Source organism: Streptomyces sp. NPDC004629 (genome assembly GCF_042873595.1).
In the GTDB taxonomy this organism is placed as follows: domain Bacteria; phylum Actinomycetota; class Actinomycetes; order Streptomycetales; family Streptomycetaceae; genus Streptomyces.
Genome location: NZ_JBIALO010000009.1, coordinates 260,062 through 282,427 on the forward strand (window position 1 = coordinate 260,062; position 22,366 = coordinate 282,427).

Sequence of the window (22,366 nt, forward strand, 5' to 3'; positions counted from 1 at the left end):
GCACTCGGCCACGGCGCCGTCCGCTCGATCCGCCCACAGTCTTGTTCAGCCGACGTTGCACGCGCAAGAGGAAAGCGATCATCGCACGTCCGACATGACCGATTCGCTCGATTCAAACCGGGGGTTTCACGCCAGCACTCCGAGGAGCCGATCAAGGAATTCGTCGGGCCGGGCGCCGAGGTAGAAGTGCCCGCCCACGAAGACCTGTAGGTCGACTCCCGCGGTGGTGTGCATGCGCCACGATTCGGCCGCGGCGAACGTCACCTTCGGGTCGCTGTCCGGCACAAAGACCGAGATCGGGCAGTGCACGGTGGCATCGGCTTCGGCCCGGTACGTCTCGATCGCGTGCAGGTCGGCACGGATGGCGGGCATGATCAGCCGCGCCAGCTCCGGGTGGCCGCCCACCCCTTGGTCGGTGCCCCCGAGCCCCATGATTTCAGCCAGTATGGCGTCATCGCCCAGCAGCCGTACGCCCGTGTCGACCCGCCGCGAAGGCGCCGGGCAGGCGGACACCACCAGCAACCCGGGTCCCGGGCCGTCCGCTTGCTCCATGCGCCGGGCGACCTCGAAGGCGACGATCGCGCCCATGCTGTGTCCGAAGAGGACCGGCCGGCCGGCCAGTTCGGGCCGCAGCGCCCGATGGGCCGCGTCCGCCAACGCGTCCATCGCCTCGATCGGCTCGTCGAACAGCCGGTTCTCGCGTCCCGGGTACTGCACCACCAGCACCTCGGTGCCGGGGCTCAGCGCCGCCGACAGCGCATGGTAGTAACTGGCCGCACCACCCGCGTGCGGAAAGCAGACGAGCTGCCGCGTCGCATCCGGCGCCGGATGAAAAATCCGGACCCAATCGTTCCGATCTTGATGTGGCTCCCCCATGTGATCCTCCTCCAGCGGCTTTACCAAATGCCAAGCCTGTCACACGACGATTCGGCAACCGGCCTCGGCACATTGCCCGTTCATGGGCAGAGGTTGACTACGACCGCCGGGCGGATCATTGTAGAGAAGCCACGCGAGAGGGGACCGGCGTCCCGCAAGCTCATCGCGGCAGGCCACGGGGGAAGTTCACGGATCGGGGGCATGGCGCCATGGACGACACCATCTACCGAGTGGTCATGAACCACGAGGAGCAGTATTCGATCTGGCCCGCGGAACGGGAAATACCGCTCGGCTGGACCGACTGCGGAAAGACAGGCGCCAAGAGCGAATGCCTCGACCACATCAGTGAGATCTGGACGGACATGCGCCCGCTGAGCGTTCGCGGCGGGCCGACGGCCTGATCCCGAAGAGGCGTCTGCCGCCAGGGCCCGGCCCCGCCCCGAAGCCGCGACACCACGCTACGTGGCCGACCCGGCCGTGACGTGCATGACCACCTGCGACCGGACGGCGCACACGCTCCGGTCCGTCGCCGATGCCGGGGGCGCCCTCGCGTGGGCGCGCGCAGTTCAGTCCGTGCCGGTGCCCGCCGCGTCGAGGGCAGTGAGCAACGTCTCCAAGCCGACCAGCCGGCGGCCGTCGAGGGAACCGAAAAGCTGCCGCAGCCGCTCCGTTCCCGCCCGCTCTCCCGCCGCGAGGGCGGCCCGTCCCCGGCCGGTCAGGGTCACGACCTTGCGGCGGCGGTCCCTCTCATCGCCGGTCCGGGTGACGAGGCCGAGCCGTTCCAGTGCCTCCAGCGCCTGGGTGACGGAACGCGGCGCCTGACCGAGGCCGTCGGCCAGTTCGGCCTGGTGCAGGGTGCCGCGCTCGGCCAGCAGCCGGAGCATCTTGGTGCGGGCCAACGACAGTCCCGCCGCGGCCATGTGCCGGTCGACCTCCTGACGCACCTGGTGGGCGACGGAAAGGAAATGCAGCCCCACGCGGGCCGGGTCGGGGCCGGTGTGCTCCGCTTCGTGTTCACTCATCGTGTCGGGTATCTTCCCACAAGGAATTAATGAGGTACCTCATGATTAGGGAGACGAGTCGATGAACCGTCCTGTCGCAGTGATCACCGGCGCCACCTCGGGACTGGGCCGGATCACCGCCCTCGAACTGGCTCGCCGCGGCTACCGCATCGGCGTCGTGGCACGGTCCCGGCCCAAGGCCGAGGCGCTTCTCGGTGAGCTGAGGAGCACGGTCGGCGAAGCGCAGGCCGACGTCTTCCACGCGGACCTCGGTGTCACGTCCCAGGCCCGTCGGGTGGGCGAGGAGATCGCTGCGCGATATCCACGACTCGACGTGCTGGTCAACAATGCCGGCCTCCATGCGTTCTCGCAGCGCATCACGGCGGAGGGGACGGCGGAGATGACGGCGGTCAACTACCTCGGCCCGTTCGCGCTGACGCAGGCTCTGACGCACACCCTGTCGGCGTCCGGCCCGGCACGTATCGTCAATGTCGCCTCGGAGGCGGCCCGGCAGGCCAAGACGATCTCGCCGCGGCAGGATCTGCGCCGCACCGCCCCCTACACGCGGCGTGAGTCGATGGCGCTGTACGGCCGGACCAAGCTCATGACCATCATGTGGACCCAGGAACTCGCCCGGCGCCTGGATCCCGGGAAGGTCACGGTGAACTGTTGCGACCCCGGGTTCAACGCCACCGGCCTGGGGCGCGACCTGCCCGGTTCCGCGCTGCTGCGGCGCGTACTGAACACCCTCGGGGTGGGTGACCCGCGCAAGGGCGCCGGCATCATCGTGCGGCTGGCGACCGATCCGGCGTTCGCACACGCCGACGGCGGCTACTTCTCCGTACGCGACGCCAAGCCCCTCGAATGTCCCGAGCCCGGCCGTGACGAGAGCGTTCAGGGCGAGCTGTGGGCGGAAACGGTGGCCCTGCTCGCCGACCTCACGGCTCCGTGATGCCGGGTCGGCCGGCCGGGGTACTACTGCCCCACCCGGCCGTCGACGCATTCGCGCAGCAGATCGGCGTGTCCGCAGTGGCGGGCGTACTCCTCGACCCGGTGCACCCACAGCTCTCGGACGGCGATCGCGTCCTTGCCCACCCGCGCACCCGGATCCGGATACCCGGCCAGCACCGCATCGGTCGCCGCCTGTTCGCGAGCGAGATCCGCGAATGCGCCCTCGACCACGGCCTGCTCGGCAACGGCACCCTCGAAGTCGGCATCACGCGCTCCGTAGAGCTTCGGCGCCGGGTCCCCCGGCACGACCCAGTTGCGCCAGTCCCGCTCCACCTCGGCAAGATGACGGACCAGCCCCAGCAGGGACATGGTCGACGGCGGCACCGATCGGCGCGCCAGTTGCTCCGGATCCAAGCCCTCGCACTTCATCCGCAGGGTCAGCCGATAGTCCCTCAGGAACTCCTGCAACGTCGCCAACTCGCCGACCGCGCAGGCCCCGTCACGGTTACGGGGATCCTCGTCCGGATCCGCCCACATGTCCGGGTACACACTGGCCTGGCTCCACCGCTCGGGCACATCGCTCACGTGCCGACTATGCCGGGCGGCGGACCGGCGGGCAACCGGGTATCGAGGCGTATGCCGGCCCGCCGGGTTGTGGATACGATCGGCGGGTGATCAGGATGGAGACGGCCCGCTTGGTCCTGCGTCGCTGGCGCGATGAGGATCTTGAACCGCTGGCTGCCGTCAACGCCGATCCGGAGGTGATGCGCTGGATCGGTGACGGGTCGACTCGTGATACGGCCCAGACTCTGGCCGGTATCGAGGCCATGGAGCGGCAGTGGGAGGCCAACGGCTTCGGCCTGTTCGCCGTCGAGGTCCGCTCCACCGGTGAGCTGGCCGGCTTCACCGGCCTGTCGGTTCCCGAGTACCTGCCCGAGGTGATGCCGGCGGTCGAAGTGGGGTGGCGTCTGGGGCGCCGTTCCTGGGGCCAGGGGTTTGCGAGCGAGGCTGCCGCCGCCGCAGTGCGGTTCGGGTTCCGTGAGTGCGGGCTGGAGCGGATCGTGGGCATCACTCAAGTGGGGAACGGGGCCTCCGAGCGCGTCATGACGAAGCTGGGGATGCGGCTGGAGCGTGCGTCGGTGGACCCCACGTGCGGACGTCCGGTCCGGATCTACGCGACAGAGATCGCCGAAGCGCCCCGCGACTGACACGCCGCCCGCCGCGGCCAAGAACTCGCTGTCGGTCGGCGGTGCCGGGCGCAACTCAACGGTGTCCGTGGCCTCGCTGTCCCCCGAACGCCCCTGCGACGTCAGCGGCCTTCGAGCAGCCCCGCGTCGTGTGCGAGGACGGCCGCCTGTACGCGGTTGGCGCACCCCGTGCGGGTCAGGATCCGGCTGATGTGCGCCTTGACCGTGCCGGCGCTCAGGTACAGCTGATCGGCGATCTCCGCGTTGGACAGCCCGGTGCCGAGCAGCCGCAGCACATCCCGTTCGGTCGGGGTCAGCTCTTCGGTCTTGCGCAGCGCGGCCTCGGTCTCCCGGCCGGACCGGACATGCCGTTCCATCATCCGCCGGGTGATCCTGGGCGCCAGTACGGGTTCGCCCTTCGCGGCGAGTTGCACGGCCCGTATCAGCTCGGCGGGGCCGGTGTCCTTGAGGAGGAAACCGCCGGCCCCGGCCCGCAGCGCGCGCGTCACACTCGCTTCCTCGCCGAACGCCGTCAGCATCACCACGCGGGTGTGGGGTGAGAGACGGGCGATCTCCTCGGCGGCGGCGATTCCGTCCGCGTTCGGCATCTGGATGTCGAGCAGGGCGACGTCGATGTCCTGGGTGCGGCATGCCGCGGCGGCCTCCCGGCCGTCGCCCGCCTCGGCGACCACGTCGATGTCCTCGGCGTTCTCCAGGATCAGCCGGATTCCCGCGCGCATCAGCGCCTCGTCGTCGGCGATCAGGACTCGGATCATCAGCTCATCTTAGGGCCGCTTCCGCGAGCAGGATGACGAGGAAGGCGACCGTCGGCAGGACCACGAGCAGCGCCACACAGCCCGACCCGAGGACTCGCGGCCAGGTCAGGATCTCGTCCGGCAGCGGGGCGCGCGCCCCTTTCCGTTCGTTGCCGTCGGACTGCTCGTGTGCGCTGCCGTCGGAGCGGAGGCGCGCCGTGTCCACAAGAGGTGCGGCGGCGCTCCTGGGCCGCGCGGCGGCTTCCGGGGAACCGGTCCCGTGGGCGGGCAGCCAAGCCGCCACGCGGAAGCCGCCGTTCGTCAGGGCGCCCGCCTGGAATGTGCCGCCGAGCAACGAGATCCGCTCCTGGCAGCCGGCCAGACCGCTGCGGTTTCCGCCGCGGGAGGGGTTCGCCGCGTACGGTGCCTCGTTGGTGACGGACACCTCGATCCAGGTGTCCCCGCCCTTCACCGCCACCCGGGTGGGCGCGCCGGACGCGTGTTTCAGCACGTTCGTCAGCCCTTCGCGGACCACGCGGTGGATCGCCTGTCGCGTGCGGGGCCCCACCTCGGCCTGGTCGGGAACGGACCATTCCAACTCGACGGTGCTGCCGGTCCGCTGGGATTCCTTCACCAGGGCGGTGATGTCGTCCCGTGTTCCCCTTTCGTCCCCGGTGCCGTCCGTCGGGTCCGGCATGTCCTCGTGCCGCAGGACGTCGAGGATGTCCCGCAGTTCCTCCATCGCCGTACCGGCGGTCGTACGCAGCAGCTCGGCCTGTTCGGCCAGGGCGGGTGCCTTCCGCGCGACGGCGAGTTCGAGTGCCCCGGCGTGCACCGATACCAGGCTCAGCCGGTGGCCCAGGAGATCGTGCATCTCGCCCGCGATCCGGTTGCGTTCCTCCATCCTGGCCGCGACGGCGGTCAGCGTGCGGGCCTGCTCCAGATAGGCGTTGCGTTCCCGGAGCAGGTTGACCAGCAGCCGGCGCCGGCCCAGCAGGGTCCCGGCCAGGGCGGGCAGCAGCAGAAGCAGCACCACGGAGACCGCGTTGCCGATCAGTGCCAGCGGCGCTGCCGGCGGCGGTTCCTCGGGCAGTACCAGGCCACGGGCGACGGTCAGGACACCGACGACGGCGCAGGCCACCCCGACCACCACCCAGGCACGCCGCGGCGGTGCGAGACGACGGGTGGCGGACAGCACGACCAGCGGCGCCACCGCCAGCGTCCATACGTTGTCGCCCACGACCAGCGGGGCGGACCCCAGGACCGCGGCGGCCGGGCGGGCGCGCCGAACGGGGACGAGCAGTGCCGCCCACACCCCTTCCAGCACCGCCCACACCAGCCGGTCCGGGGGCACCAGTAGCAGGGGCACCAGACCGAAGGCCGCCGCCAGGGCGAAGAGCAGGGTCTCGACGACGACCGTACGGGGCCGGGCGGCACGCAGCGCGGCCCGGCTCTCGGCCGCCGCGCGGCGCAACCGCCGCTGCCCACCGACCACCGTGTGTGCCAGCCGCTTGGACAGCCGCGACGGTCTTGTTCCTGCGCGCACCCGACTCCTCATCGCTCCCGCTCCGCCGCCTCGGCACACCCCGGGGTAACGGTAGCCGCGGCGGCGGTGGCCGCACGGCGGGCCCTCGGGGTCATGCGAGCCGGAGGCTCAGCTGTGACCGCAACGCATCCACGTCCACCCGCTCGGCGGCCAGCAGCCGTACGACGGCGCTGCCCGCCGCCGCGCCCGCGTCTTTCTCCGACGCGTCGAGCAGGGCGAGCAGCAGGTGGACCGTGCCGACCGTGGGCGAACCGTGCTCGGCGGCCGACAGCCGCGCCACCGCCATGATCCGGTCGGCGGCGGCCGACAGCCACACCTTGTCGCTGTCGACGTCAGCAGCGGGCCGGGACTCCGCGGCCGAAGAAACGAGGGCGGCCTGCCGTGCGCCGTGCCGACGCATCAGGTCCACGGCCGAGTTGACGTCCGCCAGACTTGCGGGAAGCGAGCGTCCGGCGACGAACAGCGCCCGGTCCAGCGCCAGCATCCCCAGCACAAGGTCCGCCGGCTCCACCGCGGCACGCCCGCACCGTACCGCCTGGCGTACCGCCTCGACGGACACCGCGAACAGAACGGGTGAGCCGTTCACCGTGCTCAGAGAGGTCCAGGAAGTCAGCGCGCGGCTCAGGCGGTTACCGCTCTTGCCCACCGTTCCAGCCCGCCGGAGAAGGGTGACTCCGCGGGATTCCACCCCCTCGCTCTCTGCCGCGTCCACCCGGTCGAGCGCGGTGGCCGCGGCGGCCGTGTCCAGCCTCTCCAGCAGCAGGGCTTCCCGTGCCCTGGTGTCCGGAACTGCCAGGAGGGCACGGGCCACATGGCGGCAGCGGACCGAGATCGTGCCCTCGGCGCGGGCCGACCCGAGCGCGAGCAGCAGGCACCCGCGCAGCGCCCCGGTTATCGCCGGCTGCACCCGACCGCTCTTCGGGGCGGACCGGCCGGACGCGAGACCGAGGCGCCACCACGCCTCGCGCCAGGCGGCCTCGACCTCCCTCTCATCGGCCTCCCGATCGGCTTCCACGTCGGGTCCTGCCGGGACCGGCGCGCCGTCCGCCTCGTCGTCGCTCACCCAACCGCGGCCCGCCCGACCGGAGATCAGACCGCTGAGCGAGCCGGACTTCCGCATTCCCGGGGCGATCGCCGCACCGGCGTCCGTGTCCCCCGACACCAGCTCCCCCAGCAGGGTGTCCGTCCCCACCACCGGCAACTCGCGCCTGACCGCACGGCGCAGTGTCTCCACGAGCAGGTCCATGACGTCCGGTTCGAACTCCGTGGTCGCCCCGGCCATGGCCGTACCGTCGGCATGTGCACCGGTCGTTGCTCGCTGACCCATCGACATTCCCCTCGAAGTGCGGTGGCCTGACGAGAAGAACGCTAGGCGCACCCGCTGCGGCACCACATCGGCCGACCGTCCACCCTTCCGGTCCGATCGGCGCCGTGGTCCCTCTGCCCGGCACCCTCCACGCCCCCCGCCAGAGCGTCGAGTGGCCGACGGTCGTTGCGTTCGGCCGGGAACACCATGAGCAGTGCTCGCCCGCACATGTCGTCCGAGCAGCACTCCAACCAGCTGCCGCCGAGCGAGAGTTCACCGACGGGCCGCCCCCGGACCGGGGTACGCGCCGCCGCGCTCACGGCCGCACTCGCCGCCGTCGGCACCACGCTCCGCATCACCTCCACCGTCCAGCAGATCCGACCGAACTCCTGCATCCGGTGGACCGGTCCCGCGGTCGGTGAGGGGCTGCGCATCGACGAGGCTGAGCGACCTCAAGACCACCGCCGAGGCGTCCTCCTGGCGCTGAGCGACGAGGCGGGTAAGGCCGCAGGCATGGTGGGTGCCGAGGGCCGAGGCCGGCTGAACGGCGCGGCTCAGCCGATCTCGGCGCCTGCGGTTTGGCGACGACGGGAAAGGATCAGCCGCCTGCGAATCCCCGTGCCACCCGCTCCAGTCGACCCCGATGCCTCTCCCACCACGCCCGATCCCCCGCCGGCAGGTTGTCCTTGCCCGTCAAGTACCCGACGCTCCCGTCGATCAGCTCGCGCACGATGTCGGCATGCCCGGCGTGCCGCTGAGTGTCGGAGATCACGCGCACCAGGATGTGGTGCAGTGTCACCTCTCGCCGGTCCTCCGGCCACCATGGGACGTGACCGATCGCGTCGAGGTCCAGCGTCGCGATCGTGGTGTCGGAGTGTTCCCACGCCTGCCGATACAGCCCGACGATGTCTTCACGCGACTCGTCCGCCGTGGCCCACATGTCCGTGTTGGGTGCCGCGTCCTCCGTGTACCACCAGGGCGGCGGCTCCCCGTCGAAGAACGGCCGCCCGAACGTGTCGCCGAAATACCCCAGCTCCACGCCGGCGATGTGTTTGACCAGCCCCAGCAGGTTTGTGCCCGTGGGCGTCAGCGGGCGGCGGATGTCGTACTCGGAAAGTCCATCGAGCTTCCACAGGAGGGCGTCACGCCCTTCTTGCAGATAGCGGAGGAGGTTCGCTTTCGGGTTCGGTTCGATCACGCCGGGGAGTCTTCCATCCGGCACTGACAGCCGGGCTCCCGAGAACAGGGCGAGGGGGCGGGCGGGTGCCAGGAGGGCGGGAGTATGCCCACGTCTCGCAGGTCCGACCACAGCCGGCCGGGGAGCGGGCGTGCGAGCAGGGCGGCCGACTCCTCGATCTCCCGCGGTGAGCGGGCTCCTACGACGACGGCGGTCACGGCGGGGTGGCCGAACGGGAACTGCAGCGCGGCGGCCGCCGACGGGACGCCATGGCGTGCGCACACCTCATGCACCGTCCGCACCCGGGCCGCCAACGCCGGCGGGATTCGCTCGTATCCGTGCGGCGCGCCTGGACGGGGGTCGGCGAGCAGTCCCGACTGAAGGACTCCGGCGGCCAGGACCGCCACGCCGCGCTCCCGGCACAGCGGCAGCAACTCCGTGAGCGCCGACTGGTCGAGAAGGTTCCAGCGTCCGGCCGGCATCACGCAGTCCGGGCCGGGCTCGGGAACCTCGCGGAGAAAGCGCACGGCGACGTCAGCATGGTTCACACCGAGCGAGACGGCACGGACGACACCGGCGCGGCGCAGGTCGTCGAGCGCGCGGTAGGCGTCGCCGACGGAGCTGGAGAAGTCCTGCTCGGGATCGTGGATGTGCAGCACGTCGACGCTGTCCAGGCCCAGCCGGTCCAGGCTCTCCTCAAGCGACCGGAGGACGCCGTCACGGGAGTAGTCCAGGCGTGCTCCGAGGCCCGGGGGCGGATCGGCCCAGATCGGCTGGGTGTCCGGCCCTCCCGGTTCGATGAGCCGCCCCACCTTGGTGCACAGCACATAGGCGTCCCTCGGCTCGTCACGCAGGGCGGTGCCGGTACGGGTCTCGGACAGCCCGTACCCGTAGACGGGCGCGGTGTCGAAGAGGCGTATGCCGAGATCGCGGGCGCGGCGGACGGTGTCCAGTGCCTGTCGCTGCGGCACGGGCCGGAAGAGCCCCCCGATGGAGGCGAGCCCGAGACCGAGCCTGCTGACCGTCAGTCCGGTCCGCCCGAGGGGAACCGAGTCGTCCGCGCGCATGCCGCTCCTCACCGGGGCCGGCCTGGGTCACTCGAAGAACTTCAGGCCCCAGCCGGTGTCGGTGTTCGGACCGGGGACGTTGGCGCGGCTGTAGGTGACCCCGCCCCACCAGCAGAAGGTGCCCGTGTACCAGTAGCGGTTCGACCAGGAGTACGGCGTTCCCTTCGGCACCGCGTGGAACATCAGGGGAAACCTCGGGCCGGCGGGCGGGCTGGTGGCGATGTCCCCGTCGAGCAGGACGAAACTGTGGTGCCCCGGACCGTTGACGTACAGGGTGGGATCCCAACCCCGCATCATCGTCGTGGCGTTGGAGCCGAAGAGGCAGCCGTTCGACTTGTACCAGTCCCACACGTACGTCGGGTCGCCGCCGGGCCGCAGCCTCAGGTCGGCCAGGCAGTACTGGTCGCTCCAACTGCCGTTGGCGGAGTACACGATGTGCAGTTGGCCGCTCGGGTCCTTGACGGCCTCCGGTGCCTCGTTGATGAAGGGGTTGCCGACCACCCGTTCCCAGCTCTCCCGCGGCTGCGAGATGATGTGCCGCGCCCCCGTGGGCGTGGTCGGGCTGCTCATCCGGGCGATGTACAGGTTCTGCTCGACGTTCGTGTCACCGGCCCAACCCGACCAGACGAACCAGCGCTGCCCGGAGAAGGTGAACATGGTCCCGTCGATCGCCCACTTGTCGTCCGGCAGGGCAAGCTGCGTCTCGGCGGTGTACCCGCTGTCCGCGGAGGCGGAGCTGATCACGAACATGCGGTGGTTCGCCCCGACGCCTGCCGTGAAGTAGATGTAGTAGCGGCCGCCGTCCCTCACCAGCTCCGGAGCCCACACCTCACCACGGCCGCGGGTGTCCGACCAGACCTGCCGGGCGGGCGCGGCTGCGAGTCCGTCCGTCGACGCCGCCTGCCGTACCGAGATGCCCCCGCCGGTCGACTGCACGGCGATGTAGGTGCCCCCGACCCGGATCACGCTCGGGTCCGCGGCCCGCAGCGTCGTCCGGCCCGCGTGGGCCGGTCCGCCGGAGGCCAGTGTGAGCGCGGCCGCCAGGACCGCGGCCAGGGCGAAGCTGACGGCGCCGTAGAGACCTCGGAGAATCCTCATGGTCACGCTCCATGGTCGGGCTCCGCGGAACCGGGCCTTTACATCGATGAAAGCCACTCTGGCAGGATCCTGACCAGTCCTGCTCATGTCAAGCCTGCGGGCGCCTGCCGACCGAGGGCGTCGGCCGGGGCCGCTGACGGGGCCCCTGGAGCCGTCCCGTGGGGGTCATATATCGTCATCCGATATCGGGATCCGTAAGTGCACTGCGGTGAGGGAGTGGGCCATGGGCAGGGCTTCGACGGCGGCCGTGGTGCCGGACGAGCTGGAGCGGCGGCTGGGAGTGCCGGACGCGGTGCTGATCGGCCTGGGGTCGATGATCGGCGCCGGCGTCTTCGCCGCGCTCGCCCCGGCCGCGCACGCGGCGGGTTCGGGTCTGCTGCTGGGGCTGGCCGCGGCGGCCGTGGTGGCGTACTGCAACGCGACCTCCTCGGCGCGGCTGGCCGCACGGTACCCGGCCTCGGGCGGCACCTATGTCTACGGGCGGGAACGGCTGGGTGAATTCTGGGGATACCTGGCCGGGTGGGCCTTCGTCGTCGGCAAGACCGCCTCGTGTGCGGCGATGGCGCTCACCGTCGGCGCGTATGTGTGGCCCGGACAGGCGCACGCCGTCGCGGTGGCGGCGGTGGTGGCGCTGACCGCGGTGAACTACGCGGGAGTGCAGAAGTCGGCGTGGCTGACCCGAGTGATCGTCGCGATCGTCCTGGCGGTACTCGCCGCCGTCGTGGTCGCCTCCCTCACCTCCGACGTCGCGGTGACCACCCGTCTGAGCCTGGGCGCCGACGCGTCCTTCGGCGGGGTGCTTCAGGCCGGTGGCCTGCTGTTCTTCGCCTTCGCCGGTTACGCCCGGATCGCCACACTGGGCGAGGAGGTGCGGGACCCGGCACAGACCATTCCCCGCGCCATCCCGCTCGCGCTGGGCATCACCCTGGTCGTCTACGCCCTGGTGGCCGTCTCCGTCCTGACGGTGCTCGGCCCGAGCCGTCTGGCGGGGGCCGCCGCGCCGCTGTCGGAGGCGGTGCGGGCCGCGGGCGTCGACTGGCTGGCACCGGTGGTCCGGGTGGGCGCCGCGGTGGCGGCGCTCGGCTCGTTGCTCGCGCTCATCCTGGGTGTCTCGCGCACCACGCTGGCCATGGCCCGGGACCGGCATCTGCCGCACGTCCTGTCCGCCGTCCACCCCCGGTTCAAGGTGCCGCACCGGTCCGAGTTGCTGGTGGGCGCCGTGGTGGCCGTCGTTGCGGCGATGGCGGACGTGCGGGGGGCGATCGGGTTCTCCTCGTTCGGAGTGCTGGTGTACTACGCCGTCGCCAACGCCTCCGCCTGGACCCTCACCTCGCAGGAGGGCCGCCCGGCGCGGATCATCCCCGTCGTCGGCCTGGCCGGGTGCCTCGTCCTCGCGTTCGCCCTGCCCCTCGACTCGGTGGTCTCGGGAGCCGCGGTCCTGGCCGTCGGAGCCGCGGCCTACGGCATCCGCCGCACGCTCACCGGACGGTCGGCCGTCTGAGTCCCGCCGCGGCCCTACGGGGCGTCGTCACCGAGGACTTCGCGGGCCAGTTCGCGCAGCGCCCGCCGGTCCGCGGCCAGCGCCCGCTTCCCGGCCTCCGTCGCCCGGTAGACCCTCCTGGCACGGCCGTCGACCACACGCTGCTCGGAGGTGAGCAGCCCGTCGGCCTCCAGCCGGTGCAGCGTGGGATACAGCGTGCCCGGGCTGATCTCGTAACCGTGCCGGGCCAGTTCCTCGGTCATCCACGCGCCGTGGATCTCCTCCTCGGCCGCGTGGTGCAGGATATGCAACCGCACCGCGCCCCGCTGGAACTCCCGCACCCGTTCCCACCTCCACGCCGCCCGACCGGCAGTGACGAAACCGATATCGGTTCCCGATCCTACGCCGCCGCCGCGGGCCGCCCGCTCCGCAAGAGGGTCCGCACCCAAGAACGCCGCGAGCGCCCCCCGGCCCGGCGCGGTGGCGGGGCCGAGCGGCCCACCGCGTAGGCCGCCGCCGCGGGCCGCTCGGCCCTGTCAGGGCACACCGCGCGGGGACCAGGGACAGGGGCGACGACCAGAGCCATGGCTCAGCGAATTCCGACACCGAACACGACCGGAACCGCAGCTCAGTGACCTTCGACTCCGAACACGGCCGGAACCGTGGCTCAGCGGCCTTCGGCTCCGAACACGGCCGGAACCGTAGCTCAGCGGCCTTCCGCTCCGAACAGCCGCTCCGCGAGAGGGTCCGCGCCCAGAAACGCCGCGAGCGCCGCCCGGCCCGGCGCAGTCGCGGGACCGCGACGGCCCACCGCGTACGCCGCCGCCGCGTTGGCGCCGCGGGCCGCCGTCAGCGGGTCGTGGCCCTGGCCGAGCAGGGCCAGGAACGAACCGACATGGGCGTCGCCCGCGCCGTTGCTGTCCACCGCTTCGACCGGGAACCCCGGCACATGGGTCGGTGCCTGGCCGGGCGCGGCCAGCCAGCAGCCGTCCTTGTCGGCCCGGACGAGCACGCCCGCGCCGGGGGCCAGCCGCTCCCGCAGGGCCGCCGCCGCGGCCCGCGGATCCTCGTGCCCGGACATCAGGCGGGCCTCGCGGGCATTGGCGCTGAGCCAGTCGGTTCGGGCGAGGACCGGCGCGAGCACGGCTTCGGGGATGTCGGCGACCAGGGGCGCCGGGTCGAAGCAGACGGTGATGTCCGCCGGGAGCCCGGCCGTGAAGCCGGACAGCAGCGGGCCGTTGCCCGGCAGCACCAGCCCGTACCCGGACAGCTGCACCAGATCACCGGGGCGCAGCCGGGCGGCGACCGTGTCGATGTCCGCCTGCGTCAGCGTGGCCTCGACCCCGAAGCTGGTGACGAAGGTGCGTTCGCCACCGCCGTCGATCAGGGCCACGGTGAAGCCGGTGTCGCCGTCCGTGCGGACCGGCAGCAGCGTGTCGATGCGTTCGGCGGCGAGCGCCGTGCGGACGAGATCGCCGTACGGCCCCGTGCCGTGCAGCCCGGCGAAGACCGCTTCGGTGCCGAGGCGCCGGGCCGCGACCAGGGTGTTGAAACCGCCGCCTGCGGCCGTTTCGGTGCGGGTGCCGATGACGTCGCCGCCGCGTTCGGGCAGTGCGGGGATCTCGATCACCAGATCGGCGATGACGTTCCCGGCGAGGACGAGACGGCCGTTCATCGTCCCGTCTCCTGAAGGGCGGGGGAAGCGGATCCGTGCGCGCTGCCCGCACCGGCGCCGGTGGGGCGGCCGAACAGCGCGTACACCACACCGCCGACGACCATGGAGATCGCCCAGCCGAGGCCGTTCACGCCGAACCAGGTGCTGGAGAGCGGTCCCGCGAACCAGACGTCGGTCTCGCTCGTCGATGCCTTGGTGAACAGCAGGCCGACCACGATGGCTGCGGCCCAGCCGGCGACGGCGGGCAGCCGGAACCCGCCCGAGTACCAGTACCGGCTGGTGCGGGTGGTGTCCATCAGCGCCCCGGAGTCGTAGGTACGCCCGCGCATCGAGTCCACCGCGATCACCCCGATCCACGCCGAGATGGGTACGGCCAGCAGGGTCAGGAAGGTCGAGAAGGGCCCGTAGAAGTCGTCGGCGATCAGCATGAGGTAGATGCCGCCGGCGAACATCAGCACCACGTCCAGGGCGACGGCGGCGGCGCGCGGCACCCGCAGCCCCAGGGTGATCATCGTCAGCCCGGCGGAGTAGGTGGAGAGGTGGTTCGACATCAGCAGCCCGCCGAAGGCCGCGACGAGATAGGGGATCGCCATCCAGGAGGGCAGCATGGCGTTGATGGCGGCGACCGGGTCGGAGGAGGTGGCGAGCGTCGGGTCGCCCGCCGAGAGCAGCGAGCCGAGCGAGATCAGCAGTACGAGGGGGATGCCCGCGCCGAACGCGGAGGCCCCGATCAGCCGACGGCCCGGGATCTCGCGGGGCAGGTAGCGGGCGTAGTCCGCCCCGGCGTTGGCCCAGCCGATACCGGTGCCCGCGGCGATGAACCCGACACCCGCGATCACCCCGCTGGACGGTCCCGCGGGGGCGTCGAGGACCTTGGCCCAGTCGACGGTGGCGACGAGGAAACCCATCACGACCAGGTTGAGGATCCCGAAGACGATCGTGGCCCACTTGTTGATCCACATGATGGTGGCATGGCCGAGCCCGCTGATCAGCAGCGTGCAGCCGATGAAGACCAGCAGGCAGACGAGGGTGAGCACGGTGTTCTGGCCGACCCCGAACGCGGTGTCCAGCATGGCCAGCAGCGCATAGGCCGCGGTGGTGGTGGTGATCGTCTCCCAGCCGACCCGGCTGAGCCAGGTGATCAGGGTCGGACCCGCGTTGCCCCGCTGTCCGAAGACCGCGCGGGACAGGGTGAGCGCGGGCGCGCCGCCCTTCTTGCCCGCCAGGCTCAGGGCTCCCACCAGCGCGAACGAGCCGAAGGAACCGATGACGGCGACGAGTGCCGCCTGCCAGATGTTCAGCCCCCGGAAGGCGACGAGGGTCGCACCGAGCGGGAGCCCGAGGATGCTGATGTTGGCGGCGAACCAGGTCCAGAACATCTGGCCGGCCTGGCCGTGCCGCTCGTTGTCGGGGACCGGTTCGATCCCTCGGGTCTCGATGGCACCGACGCGATCGTTCGTCTTCGAAACGGCCATGACGGAACCTCCTTGCTGGATGCGGAAGGGCGGGTGGTGGAACGAAGAACAAGGAAGAACAAGGGGGTGGAGGGGGGCCGAGCGGCGGGGACGCGGGGTTCCCGCCGGGCTCCGGGTGTGCGGGCCGCTCAGCGGAGGGTGAGCAGCCGGGCGGTCAGAGGTTCCAGGTCGAGGGAGTTGACGGTGCGCAGCGTCTCGACGGCCGCGGCGGGCAGCCCCGAGAGCCCGGCGACCGAACCGGCGACCGCACCGGCGATCGCACCGATGGTGTCACTGTCGCCGCCGAGGTTGGCGGCGAGCAGGCAGGCGTGCCAGGGATCGCCGTCGGCCACGGCGAGCACCGCGAACGCGGCGGGCACCGATTCCTGGCTTGCGACGCTGGTGCCGACGAGCGCGACGATCCGGTCCAGGGCCTCGGCCTGAGGGAGATCCCGCACCAGGTTCCACGCCCACTCGATCCGGGACGCGATGTCGGCTCCGGCGATCCAGTGCCCGCGCCGCGCGCCGGCCCGGGCCGCGGTCACCGCGGCGGTCACGGCGTCGTCCAGCGAGCCGCCGTCGACGCCCGTGCTGACGGCGGCGGCGACGGCGGCCGCGCCCGCGATCCCGATGCTTGTGTCGTGTGTGACCTGGCAGGATTCCACGACGTGGTCCAGGAAGGTGTCCAGCGGCTGTGCGGCGAAGGCGATCCCGACGGGGGTGACCCGCATGGCGGCGCCGTTCGTCGTGCCGTGCCTGCCCGCCTCCTCGGTCGGGACGCCACGGGCCACCGCGTCCAGCGCGGCCTTGGTGGACGGGCCGAGGAGGTCGAAGGAACCCTTGGCCTTCATCTCCTTCTCCCAGTCCAGCAATTCGTGCGCGAGCCGCAGCGGGTCGATCCGGCCGCGGCCCTCGTCGATCAGCCGGCCGACGATGACGGCCTGGTCGGTGTCGTCGGTGACGGACCCGGCGGGCATGCCCGCGCTGACCGGGTTGTCGGGGCGGGCGGGTTCGAAGCCGGTGAGGGTGCCGTAGACGCGGACGATCTCCTCGCGGGACATCACCTGTGTGGGCATGCCGAGGGCGTCGCCGAGGGCGAGTCCGTAGTAGGCGCCGAGGGCGTGGTCGAGTCGGTCGGTCACAGTCGGCCTCCTCGGCCCGAGCTGACGTGCAGTTCGAATCTGGTGGGGTCGAGCAGGCTGGTGACCTGCTCGACGACCGAGCCGTCGGCGGCCCGGTACACCTGGGCGAGCCGCAGGAAGGACTCGCCGGGCGAGCGGTGCAGTACGGCCGCCTCCGCGGCGTCGAGCCCGCGTACCGACACCACGCCCTCGCCGGAGTCGGTGATGCGGCCGGCGGCGATCAGCGCCCGGTTGAGCGAGCCGCCGTCGAGGCCGCGTTCGGGCAGCCCGGCCAGTTCCCCGGTGGCCGGGACTCTGCTGTGTTCGAGGGATACGCCCCGTCCGTCGAAGAGCCGTCTGACCCGGTCGAGGGCGATGAACGCGCTCGATGCGAGGCCCAGCTCGGCGGCCAGTCCGGGGTCGGTGACCTCCTCGAAGCGCAGGGTCTCGGTGGTCAGTTCGGTGCCCTGCTCGGCCAGGGCCCGGGTCCAGCCGAGGCGGTTGTCGAGCGGCGTTCCCTCGAAGGTGACGAAGGAGCCGATCCCGGCGTGGGTGGAGATGAGCCCTTCCTCCCCGAGGACCTGAAGCGCCTGCCGCAGGGTGGTGCGGCTGACGCCGAAGCGCTGGGTGAGCGCGTGCTCCCCCGGGAGTCTGCTGCCGTCGGTATGGACCCCTGCGCGGATCTCGTCGGCGAGGACGCGGGCGATGCGATGATGCTTGTGTACCTGTCCAGGCATGTCTAGACAGTAAATGAACAAGTCGTTCCGGTCCATAGCCGACAGAAAAAACAAGTTCCTCGGCGACAGGACCGGCTCCGAATGCGCACGACTGCTTGATGCGGGGCAGCGCGTGCTGATCCAGGGCGGCGCGGGACATCTGGCCGTGGCACCTTCGTCACCCTGCTGCGCACCGAAGCCGACCGCACGGGAGGCACCACGCGTCGCCGCGGAGCGGGAGCTGCGCTACCTCACCATCCAGGTGCACTTTGACCGGGCCGGTATGCGGCGATCGCCGCCATGGCCCGATCAGGCGCGCTGCGCGCCGACGTCGACACCACGCTGCCCCTCGCCCACAAAGCCCGTCATCCCCCGGACCGCTGTCCGCCGGAGGGCGGGCCGTAGGCGTCACGGCCGCCGCCCGGCAGCCCCTCGCTGGTGAGGAAGTAGAACGCGGGCAGCAGGGCGAACGCGACGAGGGCGATCAGCGGTGTGATCAGCACACCCAGGACGCCGACCACGCCGTAGACCAGCGCTCCCGTCGCCGATCGGATGATGCCGTGGCGCACGTAGGCGGGCTCGACCGTGCTCTCCAGGAGTACGGGAGTGTGGCGCAATCGGCAGTACAAGGCCACCCAGCTCAGGCACAACGCCGCGGCCACGCCTGCGTAGATCGCGACGGCCACCCTCGCGTCCGCGCCCGAGACGTCGCTCTGCACCGCGTCGGCGACCACCTCGGTGGGAAACGCGAGCGCCGCCGTCATGAACAGGACGAACAGGTTCGCGGCGTGCAGGCCCCGGTCCATCATGCGGATCCGTACGAAGGCCTGATGGTGGTTGAGCCAGATCACCGCGATGTAGCTGAAGGACGCCACGTAGCCCAGATAGGCGGGCCACTGCCGTAGGAGCGCATGCCCCAGGCCCCCGGGCCGGTGCGGGGGGCTGGCCAGGCCGAGTACCAGGATGGTGGCCGCGATCGCGAAGACGCCGTCGCTGAAGGCCTCGGCGCGTGCCGTCTCCGAACGGTAGAACCGCGCAGGGGACACAGAGGGGTGGGCGGGCAAGGGAGGGCTCCTTTCCTCCTACGTTCATGGCCTTCGACCGTCATGGCCTTCGACGGGACCGCACGGCACACTGCGTAGGTCACGCCCAGCATGCCCGACCGGCGCCGCCGAACCCATGGGCCACCGCCACCGCACGGCGGGGGTCGTCGGCACCGGCGGCGTCGCTCCCGAACTCCCAGGACCGTCCACACCGGAGGCCGGCTTCCGCGTGCCGAACCCGCGACATCCATGCGCGTGACCCGGCACACTCGCAGTCCCGTCAGCTCCAGCACGGCACCCGGTCGCAGACTCTCTCCGCCGACGCACCCAGTGATCACTGTCCACCTCCCGACGCGCCGATGTGTCGGCCACCACCGCAGGGCGGCGCGCCCGGGTCGGCAGTGGGTGGTCGGGCGGACACGTGTGCGGCCGGGGTGAGTCGCGTCGGTCAGGGGGGTGCGAGTGTGCCCGGCGGCAGTCCGAGTTCGCCCTCCGCGACGGTGCGCGCCATGTCGGCCGTCGGTGCCCGGCGGTGCTCGGCGCTGGTGTTGATGTACGCGCTGGCACCGTCGATCGCCACGAGGATGCGGGTGGCGGCCGCCCAGGGATCCGCGCAGGAGAAGGCGCCGGCCTGCGTTCCCGCGATGACGATCCGCTCGATGCGCTCGCACCACAGCAGTTCCTGTGCCACGACGTGGTCGCGCAGCACGGGGCGGTAGCGCGACAGGTGCCGCGCGTTCAGCCAGAGCCTGCTGACGTTGTCGAACTCGGCGCTGGCGGTCAGTCCGAAGAAGGCCCGGAAGGTGTGCAGCGGGCCGTCGGGTCCGGGCCCGGCGGCCTCCTCGGGGAGCAGCCCGTCCAGTTCGGCCATGGTGGCGCTGGTGAAGGCCTCGGCCACCAGGTGGTCGGCGGCCGGGAAGTAGTGGCCGACCAGTCCGGGCTGCACGCCCAGTTCGTCGGCCACCCGGCGCAGGGTGATGCACTCCAGGCCCTCGGTGAGCCCGATCCGTGCCGCCGTGGCGACGATCTCGTTGCGGCGCTCGGCGGGTGCCTTGCGAACGCGCTTGCCCGGACCTCTTGACGTCATGCGGTGAATGCTATTGAGTACGTGACCAATAAAGCAATTGGTCGTGCGCCCAATAAGCGGGATCGGCCGAAAACCGCCGCTCACGGGCGTGCCCCGGACGGCTCGCGAACCTCCGCACCGGCCGCGCCCAGGGCACCGGCACCACACCCGGCAGGGTCGCAGTGCGCGGCGGACCGACGCGCATCACTGTCAGGAGACCAAGGTGGACGACACTCGCACCGATGCCGGCGAGCTGGCCGAGTACGGATATCAGCAGGAACTGAGACGAACCCTGTCGGCGTGGGCCGTCTTCGCGATCGGGTTCGCGACCATCTCGCCCGTGGTCGGCATCTACGCCGTCGTCCAGCTGGGCTTCGTCTTCGCAGGCCCGGCCTGGATCTGGGCGGTCGTCGTCGCCTTCCTCGGCCAACTGCTCGTCGCCGTGGTCTACGCGGAACTGTCGTCCCAGTTCCCGATCACCGGCGGTGTCTACCAGTGGGTGCGCCGGCTGGCCGGGCCGCGACTGGGCTGGCTGGTCGGCTGGATCTACCTAGCCTCGGCGGTCGCCTCGCTCACCACGGTGGCCTATCTGGGGGCCAGTTGGCTGTACCTGCTGTTCGCGGGCGGCACTCCGTCGGCCACCGTCCATGTGCTGCTCGGTGTGGTCTTCGTCGTCGTGGCGCTGGGCATCAACCTCCTCGGGGTCGACCCGGTCAAGCACTTCCTCAACGCGGGCATCATCGCCGAGGGTGTCGCCTCGATCGCGGTCAGCCTGATCCTCCTGGTGTTCGCCCGCCACAACGGCTTCGGCATGCTGTTCGACACGCTCGGCGCGCAGGGCGCCTCGGGCGGTTCCGTGACGGCCGGCTTCCTGACCTGCCTCGCCGTGGCCGGCTGGGCGTTCCTCGGCTTCGACGCCACCACGCAGGTCGCCGAGGAGACCGAACAGCCGCGCCGCAGCGTGCCACGCGCCCTCCTGCGTGCCTACCTCTTCGTCGCCTTCACCGTCCTGCTGACCGGGCTCGCCGTGACGCTCGCGCTGAACACTCCCGAGGACGCCGTGTCCGGCTCCGTCACCGACCCCGTCTTCGAGGCCGTCACCGCGGGGCTCGGCGGCTGGAGCGAGAAACCGTTCATCGTCGTCGTACTGATCGCGTTCTTCGCGTGCGCCATCTCCATCCAGACCTACATCGGCCGCGCCGTGTACGCCTTCGCCCGCGACCGCCAACTGCCGTTCTCGGCGACGCTGGCGACCGTCGGCGACCGGCAGATCCCGTATGTCTCGCTCATCGCCACCGCCGTCCTCGCCGGTCTTGGTCTGCTGCTCGGCCTGAACGGCAACGCGGCGGCCACCCTGATCGCGTTCGGCTCCGGCGGTTTCTACTTCATCTTTCTCGCCGTCGCCGTCGTGGCGCTCGTCGCACGGCTGACCGGCCGCTGGAACCCGGGCGCCGGACAGGTCAGGCTCGGCCGCACCGGTCTCGTCGTCAACGTCCTCGCGGTGGTGTGGCTGCTGTTCGAGGCGGTCAACATCGCCTGGCCGCGCACCGAACTCGCCCCCGTCGGCGGCAGCTGGATCCAGGTCTGGGCCGTGGTCCTGGTCTTCTCGGTCCTCTTTCTCCTCGGCCTCGGTTATGTCCTGGCCGCCCGACCCCACACCAAGCTCGCCGAAGCCGTGCCGAGCCCGAACTCCGAAGAGGTGAAAACGTCCTGATGCCGTCCCCACTCTCCCCCGCCGTCGTCTTCGACCCCGAGCGTGGCCTGCACATCCGCGAGGTCTCCCGGCGGCCCGCCGGACCCGGCGAGGCCGAGATCGAGGTCCGTGCCGCGGGTGTCTGCCACTCCGACCTGCATGTCGTCGCCGGTGACTGGCCGACGGACCGTCCGCTCGTCCTCGGGCACGAGGCGGCGGGCGTGGTCACCGGCACCGGCACCGGCGTCACATCCGTACGGCCCGGCGACCACGTCGTGCTGTCCTGGTTCGCACCGTGCCGCCGCTGCCGCCGGTGCGCGGCGGGCCAGGCCTGGCTGTGCACCGGCACCAAGGCCGTGGGCAACACCCTCCCCGACGGGAGCACCCCGTTCTCCGGCGCCGACGGCGAGGAGATCTGGCCCTACCTCGGTCTCGGCGCGTTCACGGACCGTCTGGTCGTCCCCGAGTCGGCCGCCGTGAAGGTTCCCCGGGAACTGCCGTTCGACGTCGGCGCGCTGCTCGGCTGTTCCGTCACCACCGGTGTCGGCGCGGTCGTCAACACCGCCGGCGTACGCCCCGGCGAGTCCGCGGTCGTCATCGGCACCGGCGGAGTCGGCCTGTCCGTGGTGATGGGCCTGCGTCTGGTCGGCGCCGACCCCGTCGTCGCCGTGGACCTCTCCCCCGAACGCCTCGCCGTCGCCGAGCGGTTCGGCGCCACCCACACCCTCGACGGGGCGCACGACGACGTCGCCGCCTGGTGCCGGCGGGAACTCGGCGGGGTGGACTACGCGTTCGAGGCCATCGGCAGCCCCAAGGTCGTGGAGACGCTTCCCGGGATGCTCGCCTCCGGCGGCGCCGCCGTCCTGGTCGGTATGGCCGCCACCGACGCCACCGGCTCGTTCAACCTCTTCGACCTCGCCGACCAGGGCAAGCGCATCCTCGGCTGCAACTACGGTTCCAGCGTCGGGGAGATCGACATCCCGAAGCTGGCCCGGCTCCATCTCGCCGGCCTGCTGCCGCTGGACGAACTGATCGGCGCGAGACGCCCGTTGAGCGAGGCGGCGGCCGCCTTCGACGACCTCAGGTCCACCACCGGTGTCAGGACGGTCCTCGAACCCTGACCGCCGCCCGGCGCCTGCCCCGCTGCCCCCGCA

At 71.5% G+C, this 22,366-nt stretch carries 22 protein-coding genes; 6 read left to right on the plus strand and 16 right to left on the minus strand.

The window, feature by feature from the left end:
- Positions 1 to 126: 126 nt before the first annotated feature.
- A complete protein-coding gene (locus ACFYTE_RS16295) occupies positions 127 to 903 on the minus strand; it encodes a thioesterase II family protein (protein WP_388710042.1) in 777 nt (258 codons plus the stop codon).
- A 182-nt stretch (positions 904 to 1,085) separates the two neighbouring features.
- Between ACFYTE_RS16295 and ACFYTE_RS16300 the strand changes: the two genes are divergently transcribed.
- A complete protein-coding gene (locus ACFYTE_RS16300) occupies positions 1,086 to 1,277 on the plus strand; it encodes an MbtH family protein (protein WP_388710044.1) in 192 nt (63 codons plus the stop codon).
- 165 nt (positions 1,278 to 1,442) lie between these two features.
- Here ACFYTE_RS16300 and ACFYTE_RS16305 read toward each other — a convergent pair whose 3' ends face one another.
- Positions 1,443 to 1,898 (minus strand): MarR family winged helix-turn-helix transcriptional regulator, encoded by a 456-nt coding sequence (locus tag ACFYTE_RS16305; RefSeq protein ID WP_388710045.1) that lies wholly within the window; start codon positions 1,896 to 1,898, stop codon positions 1,443 to 1,445.
- Positions 1,899 to 1,959: 61 nt separating this feature from the next.
- Here ACFYTE_RS16305 and ACFYTE_RS16310 point away from each other — a divergent pair, with 61 nt between their 5' ends.
- On the plus strand, positions 1,960 to 2,829 hold the full coding sequence (locus ACFYTE_RS16310; RefSeq protein WP_388710047.1) for an SDR family NAD(P)-dependent oxidoreductase: 870 nt from the start codon (positions 1,960 to 1,962) through the stop codon (positions 2,827 to 2,829).
- 23 nt (positions 2,830 to 2,852) lie between these two features.
- On the opposite strand, the gene ACFYTE_RS16315 is transcribed toward ACFYTE_RS16310, so the two are convergent.
- Positions 2,853 to 3,365 carry a DinB family protein gene (locus ACFYTE_RS16315; protein ID WP_388710170.1) on the minus strand — a complete coding sequence of 171 codons (513 nt, stop codon included), beginning with the start codon at positions 3,363 to 3,365 and terminating at the stop codon, positions 2,853 to 2,855.
- A 143-nt stretch (positions 3,366 to 3,508) separates the two neighbouring features.
- Between ACFYTE_RS16315 and ACFYTE_RS16320 the strand changes: the two genes are divergently transcribed.
- Positions 3,509 to 4,036 (plus strand): GNAT family N-acetyltransferase, encoded by a 528-nt coding sequence (locus tag ACFYTE_RS16320; protein ID WP_388710049.1) that lies wholly within the window; start codon positions 3,509 to 3,511, stop codon positions 4,034 to 4,036.
- A 101-nt stretch (positions 4,037 to 4,137) separates the two neighbouring features.
- Here the strand turns inward: ACFYTE_RS16320 and ACFYTE_RS16325 are convergent, their stop codons facing one another.
- From ACFYTE_RS16325 to ACFYTE_RS16350, 6 genes are all read right to left on the minus strand, one after another.
- Positions 4,138 to 4,791, minus strand: a complete 654-nt coding sequence (locus ACFYTE_RS16325) for a response regulator (protein WP_388710051.1) — start codon at positions 4,789 to 4,791, stop codon at positions 4,138 to 4,140.
- A gap of 4 nt (positions 4,792 to 4,795) precedes the next feature.
- Entirely contained in the window at positions 4,796 to 6,316 is a 1,521-nt protein-coding gene (locus tag ACFYTE_RS16330; protein WP_388710053.1) for a sensor histidine kinase, read from the minus strand.
- Positions 6,317 to 6,407: 91 nt separating this feature from the next.
- A complete protein-coding gene (locus tag ACFYTE_RS16335) occupies positions 6,408 to 7,598 on the minus strand; it encodes a hypothetical protein (protein WP_388710054.1) in 1,191 nt (396 codons plus the stop codon).
- Between the two features lie 622 nt (positions 7,599 to 8,220).
- The gene (locus ACFYTE_RS16340) at positions 8,221 to 8,820 is read right to left on the minus strand and encodes a DinB family protein (protein ID WP_388710056.1); all 600 of its coding nucleotides are present in this window, start codon (positions 8,818 to 8,820) and stop codon (positions 8,221 to 8,223) included.
- A complete protein-coding gene (locus tag ACFYTE_RS16345; RefSeq protein ID WP_388710057.1) occupies positions 8,817 to 9,866 on the minus strand; it encodes an aldo/keto reductase in 1,050 nt (349 codons plus the stop codon). Before ACFYTE_RS16345 ends, ACFYTE_RS16340 begins: the two co-directional genes overlap by 4 nt.
- A gap of 27 nt (positions 9,867 to 9,893) precedes the next feature.
- A complete protein-coding gene (locus tag ACFYTE_RS16350) occupies positions 9,894 to 10,964 on the minus strand; it encodes a glycoside hydrolase family 43 protein (protein WP_388710059.1) in 1,071 nt (356 codons plus the stop codon).
- A gap of 223 nt (positions 10,965 to 11,187) precedes the next feature.
- On the opposite strand from ACFYTE_RS16350, the gene ACFYTE_RS16355 reads away from it, so the two are divergent.
- Complete coding sequence (locus tag ACFYTE_RS16355; protein WP_388710061.1) at positions 11,188 to 12,465, plus strand: APC family permease; 1,278 nt, start codon at positions 11,188 to 11,190, stop codon at positions 12,463 to 12,465.
- 14 nt (positions 12,466 to 12,479) lie between these two features.
- Here ACFYTE_RS16355 and ACFYTE_RS16360 read toward each other — a convergent pair whose 3' ends face one another.
- The 7 genes from ACFYTE_RS16360 to ACFYTE_RS16390 form a co-directional block, all read right to left on the minus strand.
- Entirely contained in the window at positions 12,480 to 12,785 is a 306-nt protein-coding gene (locus tag ACFYTE_RS16360; RefSeq protein WP_388710063.1) for a PadR family transcriptional regulator, read from the minus strand.
- A gap of 365 nt (positions 12,786 to 13,150) precedes the next feature.
- Positions 13,151 to 14,119 carry a PfkB family carbohydrate kinase gene (locus ACFYTE_RS16365; RefSeq protein ID WP_388710065.1) on the minus strand — a complete coding sequence of 323 codons (969 nt, stop codon included), beginning with the start codon at positions 14,117 to 14,119 and terminating at the stop codon, positions 13,151 to 13,153.
- Positions 14,116 to 15,594 carry a purine-cytosine permease family protein gene (locus tag ACFYTE_RS16370; protein WP_388710067.1) on the minus strand — a complete coding sequence of 493 codons (1,479 nt, stop codon included), beginning with the start codon at positions 15,592 to 15,594 and terminating at the stop codon, positions 14,116 to 14,118. The genes ACFYTE_RS16365 and ACFYTE_RS16370 overlap by 4 nt, the downstream gene beginning before the upstream one ends.
- 128 nt (positions 15,595 to 15,722) lie before the next feature.
- Positions 15,723 to 16,715, minus strand: coding sequence for an ADP-ribosylglycohydrolase family protein (locus ACFYTE_RS16375; RefSeq protein ID WP_388710069.1), 993 nt, complete (start codon positions 16,713 to 16,715; stop codon positions 15,723 to 15,725).
- Positions 16,712 to 17,431: a GntR family transcriptional regulator gene (locus tag ACFYTE_RS16380; RefSeq protein WP_388710071.1), complete on the minus strand. Its 720-nt coding sequence runs from the start codon at positions 17,429 to 17,431 to the stop codon at positions 16,712 to 16,714. The genes ACFYTE_RS16375 and ACFYTE_RS16380 overlap by 4 nt, the downstream gene beginning before the upstream one ends.
- Before the next feature lie 344 nt (positions 17,432 to 17,775).
- Positions 17,776 to 18,474, minus strand: coding sequence for a TMEM175 family protein (locus tag ACFYTE_RS16385; RefSeq protein ID WP_388710073.1), 699 nt, complete (start codon positions 18,472 to 18,474; stop codon positions 17,776 to 17,778).
- A 427-nt stretch (positions 18,475 to 18,901) separates the two neighbouring features.
- On the minus strand, positions 18,902 to 19,540 hold the full coding sequence (locus ACFYTE_RS16390; protein WP_388710074.1) for a TetR/AcrR family transcriptional regulator: 639 nt from the start codon (positions 19,538 to 19,540) through the stop codon (positions 18,902 to 18,904).
- Positions 19,541 to 19,742: 202 nt separating this feature from the next.
- Between ACFYTE_RS16390 and ACFYTE_RS16395 the strand changes: the two genes are divergently transcribed.
- Both ACFYTE_RS16395 and ACFYTE_RS16400 read left to right on the plus strand, forming a co-directional pair.
- Positions 19,743 to 21,233, plus strand: coding sequence for an APC family permease (locus ACFYTE_RS16395; RefSeq protein WP_388710076.1), 1,491 nt, complete (start codon positions 19,743 to 19,745; stop codon positions 21,231 to 21,233).
- Positions 21,233 to 22,333 carry an alcohol dehydrogenase catalytic domain-containing protein gene (locus ACFYTE_RS16400; RefSeq protein WP_388710078.1) on the plus strand — a complete coding sequence of 367 codons (1,101 nt, stop codon included), beginning with the start codon at positions 21,233 to 21,235 and terminating at the stop codon, positions 22,331 to 22,333. The genes ACFYTE_RS16395 and ACFYTE_RS16400 overlap by 1 nt, the downstream gene beginning before the upstream one ends.
- Positions 22,334 to 22,366 lie beyond the last annotated feature (33 nt).